This window comes from Streptomyces phaeoluteigriseus (assembly GCF_001896135.2).
In the GTDB taxonomy this organism is placed as follows: Bacteria; Actinomycetota; Actinomycetes; order Streptomycetales; family Streptomycetaceae; genus Streptomyces; species Streptomyces phaeoluteigriseus.
In genome coordinates, this window is sequence record NZ_MPOH02000015.1 from 647511 (window position 1) to 663947 (window position 16437).

At 72.3% G+C, this 16437-nt stretch carries 10 protein-coding genes and 2 pseudogenes; 3 read left to right on the forward strand and 9 right to left on the reverse strand.

Features of this window, described 5'->3' with window-relative positions; genetic code table 11:
* Positions 1–25: 25 nt before the first annotated feature.
* Together BM536_RS20845 and BM536_RS20850 are read right to left on the reverse strand one after the other, a co-directional pair.
* A complete protein-coding gene (locus BM536_RS20845; protein WP_073494579.1) occupies positions 26–1024 on the reverse strand; it encodes a DNA polymerase Y family protein in 999 nt (332 codons plus the stop codon).
* Positions 1021–4487, reverse strand: a pseudogene (locus BM536_RS20850) (DNA polymerase III subunit alpha). Before BM536_RS20850 ends, BM536_RS20845 begins: the two are co-directional and overlap by 4 nt.
* A 186-nt stretch (positions 4488–4673) precedes the next feature.
* Here BM536_RS20850 and BM536_RS20855 point away from each other — a divergent pair.
* A complete protein-coding gene (locus BM536_RS20855; RefSeq protein WP_073494582.1) occupies positions 4674–5705 on the forward strand; it encodes an ABC transporter permease in 1032 nt (343 codons plus the stop codon).
* 121 nt (positions 5706–5826) lie between these two features.
* Here the strand turns inward: BM536_RS20855 and BM536_RS20860 are convergent, their stop codons facing one another.
* From BM536_RS20860 to BM536_RS20885, 6 genes are all read right to left on the reverse strand, one after another.
* Positions 5827–6909 (reverse strand): S1 family peptidase, encoded by a 1083-nt coding sequence (locus tag BM536_RS20860; RefSeq protein WP_073494583.1) that lies wholly within the window; start codon positions 6907–6909, stop codon positions 5827–5829.
* 300 nt (positions 6910–7209) lie between these two features.
* Positions 7210–8115 carry a S1 family peptidase gene (locus BM536_RS20865; RefSeq protein ID WP_073494585.1) on the reverse strand — a complete coding sequence of 302 codons (906 nt, stop codon included), beginning with the start codon at positions 8113–8115 and terminating at the stop codon, positions 7210–7212.
* 392 nt (positions 8116–8507) lie between these two features.
* A complete protein-coding gene (locus BM536_RS20870) occupies positions 8508–9383 on the reverse strand; it encodes an LLM class flavin-dependent oxidoreductase (RefSeq protein WP_094103505.1) in 876 nt (291 codons plus the stop codon).
* Positions 9384–9435: 52 nt separating this feature from the next.
* Positions 9436–10197, reverse strand: coding sequence for an amino acid ABC transporter ATP-binding protein (locus BM536_RS20875; RefSeq protein ID WP_094103322.1), 762 nt, complete (start codon positions 10195–10197; stop codon positions 9436–9438).
* A 43-nt stretch (positions 10198–10240) separates the two neighbouring features.
* Positions 10241–11998, reverse strand: a complete 1758-nt coding sequence (locus BM536_RS20880; RefSeq protein WP_094103323.1) for an FAD/NAD(P)-binding protein — start codon at positions 11996–11998, stop codon at positions 10241–10243.
* Positions 11995–12852 (reverse strand): amino acid ABC transporter permease, encoded by an 858-nt coding sequence (locus BM536_RS20885; protein ID WP_073494587.1) that lies wholly within the window; start codon positions 12850–12852, stop codon positions 11995–11997. Before BM536_RS20885 ends, BM536_RS20880 begins: the two co-directional genes overlap by 4 nt.
* A gap of 412 nt (positions 12853–13264) precedes the next feature.
* Between BM536_RS20885 and BM536_RS20890 the strand changes: the two genes are divergently transcribed.
* A complete protein-coding gene (locus BM536_RS20890; RefSeq protein WP_073494589.1) occupies positions 13265–14221 on the forward strand; it encodes an ABC transporter substrate-binding protein in 957 nt (318 codons plus the stop codon).
* A 233-nt stretch (positions 14222–14454) separates the two neighbouring features.
* Here BM536_RS20890 and BM536_RS43035 read toward each other — a convergent pair.
* A pseudogene (locus tag BM536_RS43035) lies at positions 14455–15644 on the reverse strand (DUF5685 family protein).
* Between the two features lie 345 nt (positions 15645–15989).
* Here BM536_RS43035 and BM536_RS20900 point away from each other — a divergent pair.
* On the forward strand, positions 15990–16430 hold the full coding sequence (locus tag BM536_RS20900) for a cell division protein SepF (protein WP_073494593.1): 441 nt from the start codon (positions 15990–15992) through the stop codon (positions 16428–16430).
* Positions 16431–16437 lie beyond the last annotated feature (7 nt).

Below are 16437 nucleotides of genomic sequence, written 5' to 3' on the forward strand. Positions count from 1 at the left end.
CCGTACAAGAGCTGGGTGGTGCCCCTCACGCCGCCAGCGCCCCCGGCATCACCGCCCTCGGGCCGAACTTCGCCCGCGCGCGGTCGGCGACCTCCTCGACGCGGCGGGCCTTCTCGTCGGCGGGATCGAAGGTGAGCTGGTGGGAGGCCTGTTCGGCGGGGGTGAGGCCCTCGGCGCGCAGGGCGATCGCGCGGACGCGGGCGCGTTGCAGGCCGAGGGCCTCGTACAGGCCGTACGCGGTCCTCGTCAGGTCCGCCGAGTGCGCGGTCGGCTCCCCCAGGGTGCGGCTGCGGGTGGTGGAGGAGCGGTCGGCGTAGCGGACGGTGAGGGTGAGGGAGCGGCAGACCTTCTCCACGGCGCGCAGCCGGGAGCCCAGTTCCTCGGCGGCCGACAGCAGCGCCCTGCGGTGCCGTCGGGGATCCAACTCGTCCCGGTCGAAGAGGCGATCGGTGGCGAGGAGGGGGGTCCCCCCGCTCGAGCGAAGCCGGAAGTGGGAGACGGCGTTGGGGACGACCCGGCCGCGGTCGACGCCGTTCGCCTTCTCGTGGAGTTCGCGGCCCGCCTTCGCGCCGACCAGCCGCTGGAGGGTGGCGAGCGGCGCGGCGGCGACCCGGCCGAGGGTGTCGAGGCCGTACTCGCACAGGGTGCGGGCGGTCGCGGTGCCGACGCCGGGGAGCGCGGCGACGGGCTTCGCGTCGAGGAACTCCCGTACCCCGTCCTCGGTCACGGCGCAGGTCACTCCGGGCCGGGCGTCCCGCAGCGCCATGCGGGCCAGCATCGGGCCCGGTCCGGCGCCGATCATGCAGTCGACCCCGTGCAGGGCGAGCGACCGCACCCGGATCACGGACGCCAGCTCGACCGCGCTGCGCCCGAAGTACCGCTCGGCGCCCCGCACATCGATCAGCGCCCCGTCCGGTGGCAGCGCCTCGACGACGGGGGTGAACTCCTCCAGGAGGTCGAGCAGCCCCGGCAGGGCGGCCTCGTACATCGGAGGCAGCTGGAAACGTACGCAGAGGATGGTCATCCCGCACTCCCCGGACTCTGGTGCCACAACTTCCTCACTGTCGAAGGCCCTTGCGAGGCCTCCTGGCCCGCGGGGCGCAGATCCGCCCACGGGTGCATCTGATAGCCGGTGGGCAGGTGGATGCGCCGCCCGTGGGCCGGATCGCCGCCCTGCCCGTCCGGGCCTTCCGCTCTCTTCGGGTCTTCCGGTGCGGGCGGCGGTTCCGCGAGCCGTGCCGCGACCTCGTCGAGGCCTCCCTCGGCGCGGAGTTCGACGAGTTCGGCGAGGTTCCAGGCGGCGGCGCCCACCACGCTGAGGCTGCGCGGCCCGCGCCGCTGCACCACTCCGCGCACCAGCAGCAGCCAGGAGTGGAAGACGGTGTGGGCGCAGGCGTCGTGGGAGTCGTCGAAGAAGGCGAGGTCGACCAGCCCGGTGCCGTCGTCCAGGGTGGAGAAGATGACCCGCTTGCCGGAGCGGATCGGCGGGGTCTGGGTGGCCGCCTTGGCGCCCGCGACCAGCACCGTCTCGCCGTGCCGGGTCTCGCGCAGCCGCCGCGCCGACACCACGCCCAGCTCGTTCAGGAACTCCCGGTGGTCGTCCATCAGATTGCGCGAGGCGTCCATCGACAGCACCCCCAGCTCGGCGCTGAGCCGCTCCGCCGAGGAGAGGTCGGGCAGCCCGGCGGGAGCGGTCTTCCGGCCTCCCGCCAGGGGGAGTTGGCCACCGCCTCCGCCCCGCGAGCCCCGGTGGAGCTCCGTGAGATGCAGTTGCAGGTCACGCCGGTTGGCGCCGAAGGCGTCCAACGCACCTACCTGGGCGAGCCGTTGCGCCAGCGGACGGCTGGGCCGGGCCCGTTCCCAGAAGTCGAGCAGCGAGGCGTACGGCTGGCCGTCCGCGATCCGCTTCGCCTCGGCCCCACTGATGCCGTGCACATCGGAGAGGGCGAGCCGCAGCCCCCAGAGGGCCGACGCCCCCGATTCAGACACCAGTTCGATACGGTGGGCGACGCCCGACCGGTTCACGTCCAACGGCAGGACCGGCACCCCGCGCCGCCGCGCGTCCGCCAGCAGCAGCCGCTTCGGGTACATCCCGGGGTCGTGCGTGAGCAGCCCGGCGTAGAAGGCGGCCGGGTGGTGCGCCTTCAGCCAGGCCGACTGGTACGTCGGTACGGCGAAGGCGACCGCGTGCGCCTTGCAGAAGCCGTAGGACCCGAAGGCCTCGACGATCTCCCAGGTCCGCCGGATCGTTTCCGCGTCATAGCCGTTCTCCGCCGCCCGCTGCCCGAACCACACCTTGATCCGCCCCTGCGACTCCGGGTCGGACAGCCCCCGCCGGATCCGGTCGGCCTCGCCGCGCCCGCAACCGGTCATGATCGAGACGATGTCGATGATCTGCTCGTGGAAGACGACGACCCCGTACGTCCCCTTCAGCGGTTCCGCCAGGTCCGGGTGCGGGTAGCGGACGGGCGCCCGCCCGTGCCGCGCCTCGATGAACGGCCGCACCATGTCGGCGGCGACCGGCCCCGGACGGAACAGGGAGATGTCGACGACCAGGTCGTGGAAGGTGGCCGGCTGGAGCCGTCCGACCAGATCGCGTTGCCCCGGCGACTCGATCTGGAAGCAGCCCAGCGTCTCGGTGGAGCGGATGAGCCGGTACGTCGCCGGGTCGCCGGGGGGCACCGCGTCCAGGTCGATCCGCTCCCCCGTCGCGCGCTCCACCTCCGTGACCGCGTGTGCCATCGCCGACTGCATCCGCACCCCGAGCACGTCCAGTTTGAGCAGCCCGAGGTCCTCGACGTCGTCCTTGTCGAACTGCGCCATCGGGAACCCCTCGCCACTGGTCGGCATGACCGGCGTACGGGAGAGGAGGGAGGCGTCGGAGAGCAGGACCCCGCAGGGGTGCATGGCGACTCCGCGCGGGAGGGCGTCGAGGGCCTCGACCAGCTCCCACAGCTTTCCGTACCTCTCCTGCTCCGCCGCGAGCGGCTTCAGCTCGGGCAACTCCGCCAGGGCCGCGCGGGCGTCCCGCGCCCGGATGTGCGGGAAGGACTTGGCGACGCGGTCGATCTCGGCGGGGTCCATGGACAGGGCCGCGCGACGTCCCGGATCGCGTGCCGGACCCGGTACGTCTCCGGCATCGCGACCGTCGCGACCCGCTCGGTGCCGAACCGGCCGATGATCGCGCGGTAGACCTCCAGCCGGCGCGCGGACTCCACGTCGATGTCGATGTCGGGCAGCACCACCCGTTCCCTGGACAGGAAGCGTTCCATCAGCAGCCCGTGCTCGACCGGGTCGGCGTGGGCGATGCCGAGGAGGTGGTTGACCAGCGAGCCCGCGCCGGAGCCGCGCGCGGCGACCCGGATGCCCATGTCCCGTACGTCGTCCACCACCTGGGCGACCGTCAGGAAGTAGGAGGCGAAGCCGTGGTGGGCGATGATGTCCAGCTCGCGGTGCATCCGCTCCCAGTAGTCGCGCCGCCCGCCGTAGCCGCGCCGGACCATTCCCGCCGTCGCCCGCGAGGCCAGCGTCCGCTGGGCGGTGCGGCGGCCGGCGCCGACGAGGTGCGGTTCGGGGAAGTGGACGGTGCCGATGCCGAGGTCGTCCTCCGGGTCGACCAGGCACTCGGCGGCTGCCGCCCGGGTCTGCTCCAGCAGTCGGTGGGCGGTGTCCCGCCGGAAGCCCGCGGCCTCCACGACCCGCTCGGCGGCGCGCAGCATGGCGTCCGGGTCCTTCAGCCAGGCCTCGCCGGAGTCCAGTTCCTTGGCCGGGTCGACGGGCACCAGACGGCGGGCCGCGTCCAGGACGTCGGCGACCGGGCCCTGGCCGGGGTCGGCGTACCGGACGGCGTTGCTGAGCACCGGGCGGATCCGCTGTTCGGCGGCGAACTCCACGGTACGGGCGGCGAGGCGCAGGGAGCCGGGTCCGGTGCCCGTCCGGCCGTGCCAGACGGCCTCCAGGCGCAGGGCGTCGCCATAGGTCTCCCGCCAGGGGACGAGCAGCCGGGCCGCGCGGTCCGGTCGGCCGGCGGCGAGGGCGCGGCCGACGTCGGAGGCGGGTCCGAGCAGTACGGTCAGACCGTCTCCGCGGTTGTCCTCCCAGGTCAGCAGGGGGGTGTCCGGGGCGGTGTGGGCGGCGCTGACGATGCGGCACAGGTCGGCCCAGCCCCGGGCGCCGTCGCGGGCGAGGAAGGTGACACGGGGTGTCGACTCGTCGACGAAGGCGCCTCCGCGGACCGGGGTGCGGCGCCTCTCCTTGCGCACCGGCTCGGGGGCGGCCACCGCCAGGTCCACCCCGAACAGCGGACGTACGCCCGCCTTCGCGCAGGCCTTGGCGAAGCGGACCGTACCGGCGAGGGTGTCGCGGTCGGTGAGGGCGAGGGCGTCCATGCCCCGCTCGCAGGCCCGCTCGGCGAGCCGCTCCGGGTGGGAGGCGCCGTAGCGCAGGGAGAACCCTGAGACGGTGTGCAGATGCGGGAAACCCGGCATACGCACCTCCCGCACTCGTGAGTCCGAACGAGCCCGTCGGGTCCGGGTGCCTCCCGGAAACAGGCTCTCGAACGTTTGTTCCCAACTTGCTCACCCCCACCATAGACCAAATTCCGAACGTATGTACGACATCCGTTCGGACGCCTCCCACCTGCGCAAACGTCCCCGGCACCGGACGGTGGGGGCATGTCACAGGCCGTCGGCGAACCCCACCGTTCCTTCCTCGCGGAGGTGAAGGACGCGGTCACCCCGCGTGCCACCCTGCTGGTCATCGGCGTGCTCGCCCTCCACCTGCTCTTCATCGCCTCCTACGTGGGCGCGTTGCACGACCCGAAGCCCAAGGACGTGCCCTTCGGCGTCGTCGCGCCAGGACCGGCGGCCGAGCGGACGGTCACCCGGCTGGAGCGGCTCCCGGGCAAGCCGCTGGATCCGCGCACGGTGGCCGACCGGACGACGGCACGCGAGCAGATCCTGGACCGGAAGATCGACGGCGCGCTGGTCGTCGACCAAGCCGGCACCACCGACACCCTCCTGGTCGCCACCGGCGGCGGCCGGGTGCTGGCCACCACCCTGGAGGCACTCACCACCCGCGTGGAGAAGTCCGAGGGCCGCACAGTACGGACCGTCGACGTGGCCCCGGCCGACACCGGCGACGCCAACGGCCTGTCGTCCTTCTATGTGACCGTGGGCTGGTGCGTGGGCGGCTACCTCTGCGCCTCGATCATGACGATCAGCGCGGGCGCCGCCCGTTCCACGCCGAGACGGGCGGTCATCCGGCTCATCGCCATGGTCCTCGTCGCACTCGTCGGCGGACTCGGCGGCGCCCTGATCGTCGGGCCGGTCCTGGGCGCGCTGCCCGGCAGCTTCCCGGCCCTCTGGGGGCTCGGCACCCTGATCATCTTCGCCGTCGGCGCGGCCACGCTCGCCTGCCAGGCCCTCTTCGGACTGGCCGGCATCGGCCTGGTCATCCTGATCGTGGTGATCCTGGGCAACCCGAGCGCGGGCGGCGCCCTCCCGCCCCCGCTGCTCCCGCCCTTCTGGCAGGCGATCGGCCCGGCCCTGCCGCCGGGCGCGGGAACCTGGGCCGCACGCTCGATCGCGTACTTCGAGGGCAACGCCGTCACGGCCGCCCTGCTGGTCCTGTCGGCGTGGGCGGTCGCCGGAACCGCGATCACCCTGCTGGCGACGGCACTGCGCACACGGCGGGCCGCCGCCTAGCCCGCCTCTGCACGACACGCGGGAGTCCCGCCCCTCGCGCGGGGCGGGACTCCTGGTGGCCGAGGGCCGAGCGCCGAAGACCGAAGACCGAGGCCAAGGCCTCAGCCGATCCGGGTGCCCGTCAGCCGATCCGGGTGCCCGTCGCCGACAGCGCCTCCGTCACCGGCTGGAAGAACGTCTCCCCGCCCGAGGTGCAGTCGCCGCTGCCGCCGGAGGTGAGGCCGATCGCGCTGCTGCCCGAGAAGAGGGAGCCGCCGCTGTCACCGGGCTCGGCGCAGACGTCGGTCTGGATGAGGCCGTTGACGATGTCGCCGTTGCCGTAGTTCACGGTGGCGTCCAGGCCGGTGACCGTGCCGTCGTGCACCTGGGTCGTCGAGCCGCTGCGGGTGACCTTCATGCCGACGGTGGCCTCGGCGGCGCCACTGATCGCCTGGGCGGAGCCGTTGTAGAGGTTCACCTCGCTCGGGTGGTCGACCCCGGCCGTGTACTTGACCAGGCCGTAGTCGTCGCCGGGGAAGCTGGAGGTCTCGTTGGTGCCGATCTCGGCGCCGGAGGAGTCCGACCAGGTGGAGACTGACTCGGTGCAGTGACCGGCGGTCAGGAAGTACGGCTCGCCCGCCCTGACCACGTTGAAGCCGAGCGAGCAGCGCCCGCCGCCGCCGGTGATCGCGTCGCCGCCCGCCGCGAGGGGCTTGAACTCCCCCTTGCCGCGCCGGAGTTCCGCCTTGGCGCCGAGCCCCTCGACGACCTCGGTGAGTTCGGCCCACTCGGCGGCGGAGACCGTGCGGTCGGCGGTGACGACGACCTTGTTGGCGGTCGGGTCCGTCACCCAGGCGGTGCCCGGGATGGCCGCGTCCTTCCTCAGCGTCGTACGGGCGCTGGTCAGCTCGGCGAGGGAGTTCTCCACGAGTCTGGCCCGGGCGCCGGCCGCCTCGACGGTCTTCGCGGCGGCCTCGTCGAGCACGTTCACCACGAGGCTCCTGCTCCGCGCGTCGTAGTAGACGCCGGCCGCGTCGGCGCCGAGGTCCTCGCCGAGCGTCGAACCGAGCTTTCCGGCCGCGAGGGCGGAGAGGAGCCGGGGCTCAGGGGTGTCGGGGGTCTCGCTGGCGTTCGCAGTCTGGAAGGTGACTCCCGCGGCCACGAGAGCGGCCACGCCCGCTCCCGTCATGACGGCCCGTCGCCTGGGTATGCGTCGGTGCTGCAACTCGGATCCTCCTGTGGGGGGCGGACCGGACGGCTGTGGGGGCCGTCGCGGCCCGGAAGGCTGGGTTGACGGGCGTTCACTCTTCCGAACCGCACAGGGCGCACACAAGGTCGAACGGAGGACGCGCACAGGGTGAGCACCGCGCGCCCTCCGCACCTTCACCACCCCGGCAGTCAACACGGAAGCATTCGCCGATAGTTCGCTCTGCAAACGCCACGAGGGTCACAGGGACGGCGGGGCGGGCACGCGAGAGCCCCCGCACGCCGATCGCGTGCGGGGGCTCCTGCGGGACGGAAAGGGCTAGAACACGCTGACGCCGTACGCGTTCAGCGCCTCCACCACGGGCTGGAAGAACGTCGTGCCGCCGGTGCTGCAGTTGCCGCTGCCGCCGGAGGTCAGACCGTAGGCCACGCCGTTGCTGCCGTAGAGCGAGCCGCCGGAGTCGCCGCCCTCGGCACAGACGTTGGTCTGGATCATGCCGTAGACGACGTCGCCGCCACCGTAGTTGACGGTCGCGTTGAGCGCGGTGACCCGTCCGCTGTGGGTGCCGGTGGTCGAACCGTCACGGTAGACGGTGGTGCCCACGGTCGGGTTGGCCGCGCGGGTGATGTCCACACCGCCGGCGGTGCCCGCCTTGGCGACCGAGGTGTTGGTGTACCGGACGATGCCGTAGTCGTTCGTCGGGAAGCTCGAGCCCGACGTGGTGCCGAGCGTCGTGGTGTGGGCCGAGTTGGACCACCACGTGCCGGCGCCGTCGGTGCAGTGACCGGCGGTCAGGAAGTAGTAGTTGCCCGCGCTGTCACGGACGTTGAAGCCGAGGGAGCAGCGCCAGCTACTCGCATAGATGGCGTCGCCACCTTGGATGTACTTCTGGAACTTGCCCTCGGTCCGCTTGATCGTCAGGGCGTCGGCGTCACCGCCGGCCTCCTTCTTGATCTTCGCGATCTCGGCCTGCGACACCGTGCTGTCGACGGTGACGACGAGCCGGTTGGTCTTGCTGTCGACCGCCCAGGCCGTGCCCGGGACGTCGGCCTTGAGCACCGAGTTGCCGGCGCTCCTGAGTTCCGCGGCGCTGAAGGGGGTGGTGTCCGCGGCGCTCGCGTGGGGGATGGCGATGGCGGCGGCGGCCACGAGGCCGGTGGAGACGGCGATCAGCCGGGTGCGTCTCGTGATGCCGCTGGTGGCGGTGGTGCGCTTGATCCTCACGTTTCGTTCCCTCCCAGGGGAATTCGGGGGGCCCGCGTGGGGTCGGGGCCCGTGAGGCGCAGTCGGGAGACACAGGTGTCCGGGTTCCGGACACGCCATGCTCCTGACAAGCGCTGAGAGGGAGTATTCGGCCGAACGGCCGGTCGACACAAGGGCACCTTTCGGCCGTCAAACTTTGCACCACCTGTGCGGGCCGGGCACCGACGCCTCGCCGGGGAAGCGGTATGCCGTACGGCGAGAAGCACCCGGTACGGACCAGGACGAGCCGTGCGCGTGTCGTCGGCACCCCGGAACCGGGGGCCTCGCACCTCACCCCCGCACCTTCGGCCACCCGAGCCCCGGGATGTCCGGAAGTCGCCCCTCCGGAACCTCACACCGGTCCCCCCGGAACCTCACACCGGTCCTCCCGCGACCTGCCCGACCGGCCGGGCCAGGCCCAGGTGCTCCCGCAGGGTGCTGCCCGGATAGAAGGTGCGGAACAGACCCCGGTGCTGGAGAAGCGCCACCGTGCCGTTGACCAGCCGCTCCAGATCCCGGCGCGGTTCGACCGGGGTGAGGTGGAAGCCGTCGACGGCACCCTCCCGGTGCCAGGAGGCGATCAGGTCGGCGAGGTCGACGGGACCGCCCCGGTAGAGCGGGCCCCGTGCGCTCGGACGGGGCCCGCCCCCGCCGTGACCGGGATCGGCGGCGTGCTCGCCGTCGCCGAGGTCGATCAGCAGCGCCGCCAGCACCCGCGGGGAATCGGGCGCCCGGCCGAACCCGGCCGCCTCGGACCGCAGTTGCTCGCGCACCGACCGGGCCTGCGCACGGCTCGTCACCGGCGCCAGGACGACGTCGGCGTACCGGGCGGCGGTACGGCGGGCGGGTCCGTCGATGGCGTCGGCCACGCGCACGGGGTGCCACTGCGGGGAAGGCACGGCGTGAAGAGGCGTCTCGCCGCCCGACACGTCGATCCGCCGGCCGGCCCGCCCCCGGCCGACCCGGTCCAGGGCGGCGACCGCGGACTCGACGTCGACGGAACCGGTGTGCGGGCCGGTGACCCTGGGCACCAGGCCGACGCGGTGCGTGGCGGGCGCCGCCCGCGACAGCACGGCCACCGCGTCGAGACCCGGTCCGGGTCCCGCGGGGCGGTCGTCCAGGGTGACGAAGTCGAGCCCGCCACGCTCGGCGAGCCGGATCAGCTCGACGTGGGCACCGACGTCGTACACCCCCGGCAGATCGACGGCGGCCGCCAGATGCGGCAGCCCCCGCACGGACGATGCCGTCATCGCCACACCCGCCTCCCCCGGCACGCGAAGCCGCGGCCCACCGGACCCCGCCTCACAGCACCTTGGAGAGGAACAGCCGCGTCCGCTCCTCCCTCGGCCGCTCCAGCACCTCCGTCGGCGGCCCCTGCTCGACGATCCGGCCGTCGTCCATGAACACGACCGTGTCGGCGACCTCGCGTGCGAAGCCGATCTCGTGCGTGACGACGATCATCGTCCTGCCCTGGAGCGCCAGGTCGCGGATCACGTCGAGGACTTCGCCCACCAGCTCCGGGTCGAGCGCGGACGTCGGCTCGTCGAACAGCAGCAGCCCGGGTTCCAGCGCGAGCGCCCGCGCGATGGCGACCCGCTGCTGCTGACCGCCGGACAGCTGCCTCGGGTAGGCGTCGGCCCTGTCGGCGAGCCCGACCCGCTCGAGCAGCCGGCGCGCCGCCTCCACCGCCTCCCCGCGCGGCCGCTTCAGCGCGGACACCGGTGCCTCGATGACGTTGTCGAGGACGGTGAGGTGCGGGAACAGGTTGAAGTTCTGGAAGACGAACCCGATCCGGGTGCGCCGGCGCAGCACCTCCCGCTCGGGCAGCTCGTACAGCCGGTTGCCGGACCGCCGGTAGCCGACGAGCACGCCGTCCACGGTGATCGCGCCCCGGTCCACCTTCTCCAGGTGGTTGATGGTGCGCAGCAGCGTCGACTTGCCGGAGCCGGAGGGGCCGAGGACGACGGTGACCTCTCCGGCGCGCACCGACAGGTCGATGCCCTTGAGGACCTCCAGCGAGCCGAAGCTCTTGTGGACCGACCTGATGTCGACCATGACACTCATGGCGTGAATCCTTCGTGTGAGGGTGGGTTGACGGGCGCGTGGGTCAGCCGACGGCGGAACAGCCCAGGTCGCGCAGGAAGACCAGGGCGGCCCGCGCGGTGGCGTCGTTCTGCCGGAACGCGGGCCCGCCCGTGCGCGGCCGGGTGAACGCGCCCGGCGTCCGCCCGTCGGTGTGCGGCCCGAGCGCGAAGCGCCGGGGATGCGGCTCACCGTTCCGGTCCAGGATCCGCCCGTCGACACGGTCCACCCGCAGCAGCCCGTCCGGGGTCTCGGCGACGCCCTCCTGGTGCAGTGCGCGCAGCAGCGGGTCCCGGGCGCGCCGGACCGTCGGCCCGGGCAGCCGGGCCTCGACCAGCGCCCGAGCCTCGACCGTGCACCCGGGCACGGTGGGACTCGACGCCCGGAACACGCCGTCCTCGGCCCGTACGGCCATGTCGGCGCCGACGAAGTTCAGCACCCCCGCCCGGGACAGCGCGAGCAGTTGCCGCAGCCGGGGGCCGGGCGGACCGGAGGCCAGGTGGCTGAAGAAGCCGTGCCACCAGGACCCGGTGTCCCCGAGCCGCACGAGTTGCCCGTAGACGGACAGCAGCCCGAGGAAGACGGCCAGGTCGGGACTGTGGCGTGGATCATGACGGCGGCTCAGATCGGCCTCGACGTACGCCCGCAGCCCTTCCTGGAACTCCTCGGAGGACCCGTACCGCACCCCGTCCAGCGGCCGGTCGAGTGCGGCCAGGTCGAGCCGGTCGCCCGGATCGGGCACGGCGGACGCCACGAGGGTCTCCCGCTCGGCGGCGTCCCCGGCGGCGGCGTACTTCTCCTCGAAGTCGGTCCAGGCGATCGCCGTGCGCTCGGGGTGGGCGGCGAACAGCCGGTGGTAGTGGGCGAACCCCAGCTCCTTCTCGACGAGCGGCCACACGTCCCGCCGGAAGTCGAACCCCTGGGGCCTGGCGAGCAGTTCCGCGGTCTCGGCGGAGCCGAGGAACCTCGGCAACGGCGGCCGTTCCCCGCTCCAGTCGTACCCGATCTTCGCGTGGTACGGCACTCCGCGCCGCGAGCCGACGTGCAGCACCGGTTCCCGCCCCGAGGGGACGTAGGTGTCGCCCTCGTAGCGTCCGCCGCGGCCCTCGGTGAGCAGCACCATCAGGTCGACGAAGGCGAGGCCGAAGCCGCGGACCAGGACGGGTTCGCCGGGCCGCAGCGCGGACAGGTCGCTGTCGGCGGTGAAGTCCGGCGGGAGGTGCACCAGCCCGTGCTCGACCGCGTACGCCGTCAACGCCCGCTGCTCGTGGTCGGGTTCCGCGTCGAGATGGCCGAGGGCGAGGACGACGAGGTCGGCCGGGAGCGGCCGGGGGTGGTCCTCCAGCCACACCTGCTGGCGGCCCGCGCGCGGTCCGCCGACCCGCAGGGCGCGGCACGGGTGGTGGTGGACCGTGACGGACGGGGGCAGCGCGGCCACCGCCCGCTCGTGCACCCAGCGCAGATAGCCGCCCTGGAGCTGCCGGTCGGCGAAGGTACGGCCGTCGATGCCGGCCCACTCGTGCAGGGTGGGCCCCTCGCGGACGGGTCCGGCCATGTCCACCGTGTCGTCGGTGAACATGGTGACGTCCTCGGCGTGCGAGTTCATCCACAGCAGCGGTGACTGCGCGGCCCGCCAGACGCGTCCGGCGCCCGGCGGATGGGGGTCGACGAGATGGATGTCGAGGCCCGGACCGCCGTACAGCTCAGGTGCGTTGGCGGCGATCCGCTCGATGAGACCGGTCCCCCGCGGTCCGGCCCCGACGATCACCAGGGAGTGTCTCATCGGGCGCGCTCCGAACCGCGCGCGTAGTACTTCTCCACGTAGTGCTGGCCGACGCCGAGCAGCGAGGTGACGACCGTGTACCAGACGGTGGCCACCATCAGCAGCGGGATCACCTGGTAGGTGCGGTGGTAGACGAGCTGTACCGAGAACAGCAGGTCCTGGACGGCGATGACGCTGACGATGGAGGTGCCCTTGAGGGTGCCGATCAGCATGTTCCCGGCCGGCGGCACGATGGAGCGCATGGCCTGCGGCAGCACGATCCGCCACCAGCGGCGCCACCGGCTGAGCCCGAGCGCCTGCGCGGCCTCGATCTGCCCGCGGTCGACGGAGAGGATCCCGCCACGCACCACCTCGGCCGCGTAGGCGGCCTCGTGCAGGGTGAGTCCGATGATCGCGACGGCGACGGGGGTGAACAGGTTCACCGTCCTCACCCCGAACAGCTGCGGGTACAGCGCCCCGATGTTGAACCACAGCAGCAGCTGCACCAGGATCGGGATCGACCGGAACAGCCAGACGTATCCCCAACTGACCGAACGCAGAACGGGGTTGGCGGACAGCCGGCCCGCGGCGAGCAGCGTGCCGAGGGCGAAGCCGAGCACCATCACCACCGCCGTCAGCCAGAGCGTGAGCCACAGTCCGCGCAACACGGAGTCGGAGGTGAAGTAGTCCGCGACGAGGTCCCAGCGGAACGCCTCGTTGCGCAGGACGGAGTTGACGGCGAGGCCGAGCAGGACCAGGACGGCGGCTGCGGCCGTCCACTGTCCGAGACGGCGGTGCGGGACGATCCGCAGGGCGTCCGCGTGCTCCGGCACGTCCGGTGCGGCGGAGGCTTTGGCGAGGGTGTCGGAAGACATGCGAAGGCTCCGTGACTTCGAGTCGAACACGGGTGGGTGCCTTCACACCGATGCGCCGCGCGGCGCCGTACGGCCGAGCCCCTCAGCGAGGCCGTCCACCGAGAGTACGGCGGCGTTTCCCCCCGCTGTCAAGGTCGTCCACACTGTGAGCCGTACATCTCAAGCCAGTTGACGCACCACCGGATGCCTGTTCCACTTGGCCCATGCATCCACAGCAGTGGCTGGTCACGCGCTCCCACATCGACTTCGGTCGAGTGTGGTCCTCTTCCTGTTGAGCTGACCCCCTGCGTGCCCTGGTTCCAGGGCACCCCTTTTCGCGTTCTCCCCTCCCCCAGCTCTGCCTTCACCCGCGCCCCCTCCCCTCGGCCCGCGCCTCCCTCCTCCCTTTCCGCTGTCTTGGAGACCGCACACGATGCGTACGTCCACGCGCTCACACAGGCGCATTTTCGCCCCCTTTGCCCTGATCACGTCGGTGACCCTGCTGCTCACCGCCTGCGGCTCCGGTTCGGACGGCAGTAGGTCCGGCGGCACGGCCCAGGCCGCCGCCGAGTCCGGCGCGATCCCCACCGAGGACGTCGTGTCCGCCATCCCCAAGGATGTGAAGGCCGCGGCGCTGCTGCCCCCCGGGGTGAGCGGCGTGACCGTCGCCGTGACCGTCGGCGGCACCCCACCGGGCACCAGCTACCTGGACGACGGCAGGACCCTGGCCGGCCAGGACATCGACTTCGCCCAGGCCGTCGCCAAGGTGCTGGGGCTCGAACTGCGCACCCAGAAGGCGAGCTTCGAGGCGATCCTGCCCGCGCTCGGCAGCGGCAAGTACGACGTCGGCATCGGCAACTTCGGCGTCACCACCGAGCGCCTGCGGACCATCGACTTCGTCACCTACATCAACGACGGCCAGGGCTTCGCCACCCGCGAGGACAGCAAGCTCACGAAGGTGACCGACCTGAGGCAACTGTGCGGCCTGAACATCGCCACCGGCGCGGGCACCACGTTCGAGGCCACCCTGGAGGACAACAAGCACGTCTGCGCGGACGCCGGGAAGAAGGCGTACAAGGTACAGACGTACAGCGAGCAGGGCGCGGTCTGGTCGTCGGTCCAGCAGGGCCGCAGCGACGTCGTGATGTCCACCATCAACGGACTGCGCTACGCCGTCGCCCAGCAGGACGGCCTGAAGTTCCTCAACGAGTTCCGCCGTCTCGACGTCGGCTTCGCCTTCGAGAAGGGCACGAAGCTGGCCCCCGCCTTCCGGGCGGCCGTCGACAGACTCATCGCCGACGGCACCTACGCCAGGATCCTCGAGAAGTGGGGCACGACGGGCTCGGCGATCGAGAAGTCGCGGATCTCCCCGCCCGAACTGAAGGACTGAGGACGGTCAGGGGCCGGACCGGGAGGGACCGACCGGAGAAGGGCCGGACCAGAGCCTGTCGTTTGGCTCACGCCGCAGACGCGGGGTCCGGCACGCGCATCTTCCGCGTCGTCGTCGGTTGCCGACGCTCCGCGTCGACACCCTCCTCCGCCTTGCGGCCGCACGCACCGGACCCGCCCACCGGCACTGCACAGCGCCGTCGACTTCCTGCGACCTGATCCGAACGACAGGCCCTAGCAGTCGCAGCCGCAGCCGTCGCAACAGCAGCCGTCGCAGCACTTCCCGCAACAGTCACAGCCCTCGCAGCAGTCATCGCATTCGCAGCGCTGGCACAGACCCTCCTTGGGTTCCCGGGTCCACGGGTCCTCGTACGTGCCGCAGCACATCTGGCACGTACAGGCGAGGCCGGCCCACACCAGGCACCCGGTGAGGAGGCCGCGCCGGTCACGGTGCGGTGGCTGCGGGGGCGGCGGTGGACTGCCGGGACCGGACGGGGCGTACGGGTTGCCCGGCGGCGGCCCGTACAGGTCCGGCCCGTGCTGCTCCACCGTCTGCGCATGTCCGCACGAGACGGTGCCGAAGGCCCGGTCCACCGAGGTGCGCAGCTCGTGCACGAGCAGCACATGGGCGAGCCGGGCGTCCGTGAACTCGGCGTCGCGCAGCGCCAGGCGAATGCCGTGCACGGCGTCGTCGGCGAGCGCCGGGCCTCCACGAGGGAGGTCCCGGTGGCCGTGAGCGGGTTCCAGGCGCCCGAGGCGGCGTCGGTCTCCCGGTCCTCCACCGCGTCGAGGAGATGAGCGAGCCGGCCGAAGAGACGGCCGGCCTCGGCGAGCGGCTGGGCGTTGCCGGGCCGGCCCGCCAGGATCGCGGTGTGCGCGAAGGCCGCGGCGGTGGCCGTCTCGGTCGGCTCGGTGACGGTCAGCAGCGGCGTGCCGGGCCCGGCGAGGCCCTCGATGCCGACCTGCCGGTCCACGGCGTCCACCAGGACCGCCGTGTCGAATCCGACGGCGGACCCGCCGCGCGCACCGGCCCGCCCCCAGCTCGTGGCCACGCGACGCGCGGCCAGGGCGACCGGACGGCGGGCCAGCAGCCCGTCGCCGTCGGCGACATGGTCACGCACCTTGGCGGCGGCCAGCACCAGCGAGACGGCCGCCGCGAGACGGGCCCCCTCACCCTGGGCGACGGACGCGGAGCGCATACCGCGCAGCGGACAGGGTCCGGCCGTACGCCGCCATCCGTCGGCCCGCTCGGCCTGAGCCTCCGTCAGGACCGAGACGAGCAGGCCGTCGTAGTTGGTGACGATCCGCGCGAACTGGCCGTGGTCGCGCCGCAGGGCGAGGCAGAGCCCGCACAGGTGCGCCATCCACTGGGTCTTGAGCCCTTCGCCGAGCCGGTGCCGGCACGGCCTCACTATCCCGAACATGTCTGATCCCCCGTGATTTTCCGTTGATGCCCACGACATCGAGCGGCGTCGACACCGCCATGGGCTGCCGCATCGTATCGACCGATTGTCACGCGGGAATGGCTCGCCCGTTCACCCGTCCGCACCACCGCTCACCCGTACGCCGCGAACAATCATATTTCACTCACAGTCAGCAGCCGTGTAGGTCTCGACCCTTGGGGCACATGGACTCTCGACGGATCGACTGTGCACCAGTACCGTCACAAACCCCCCGCGCGGCGTCTAACCACTTGGCGCGACATCCGCATCATGGACGACCATGGGGAATGCGGAAAGCAAGAATGACCGCTGTGAGAGGAGGCGTCCATGGGATCGGTACGCAAGGCAAGTGCCTGGCTTGGCCTCGTCGACGACAACAACGATGACGAGCGTTACTACGACGACGACTATTCCGAGGGGACCGACTCCGGGGACGCCTGGGTGACCGACCCGCGGGTCAAGGTCGCCAACGACGCGGCCGAGCAGAAGGGCCGCCGGATCGGCACCGTGACCCCGGACAGCTTCCGGGACGCACGGGCGATCGGCGAACTGTTCCGTGACGGCGTCCCGGTCATCATGAACCTCACCGCCATGGAGGCCGGCGACGCCAAGCGCGTCGTCGACTTCGCGGCCGGGCTGATCTTCGGCCTGCGTGGTTCCATCGAGCGGGTCTCGACCCGCGTGTTCCTGCTCAGCCCCGCCAACACCGAGATCGTCAGCGGGGACCCGGCCGCGCACCGCGCGGACGGCTTCTTCAACCAGAGCTGAGGCAGGG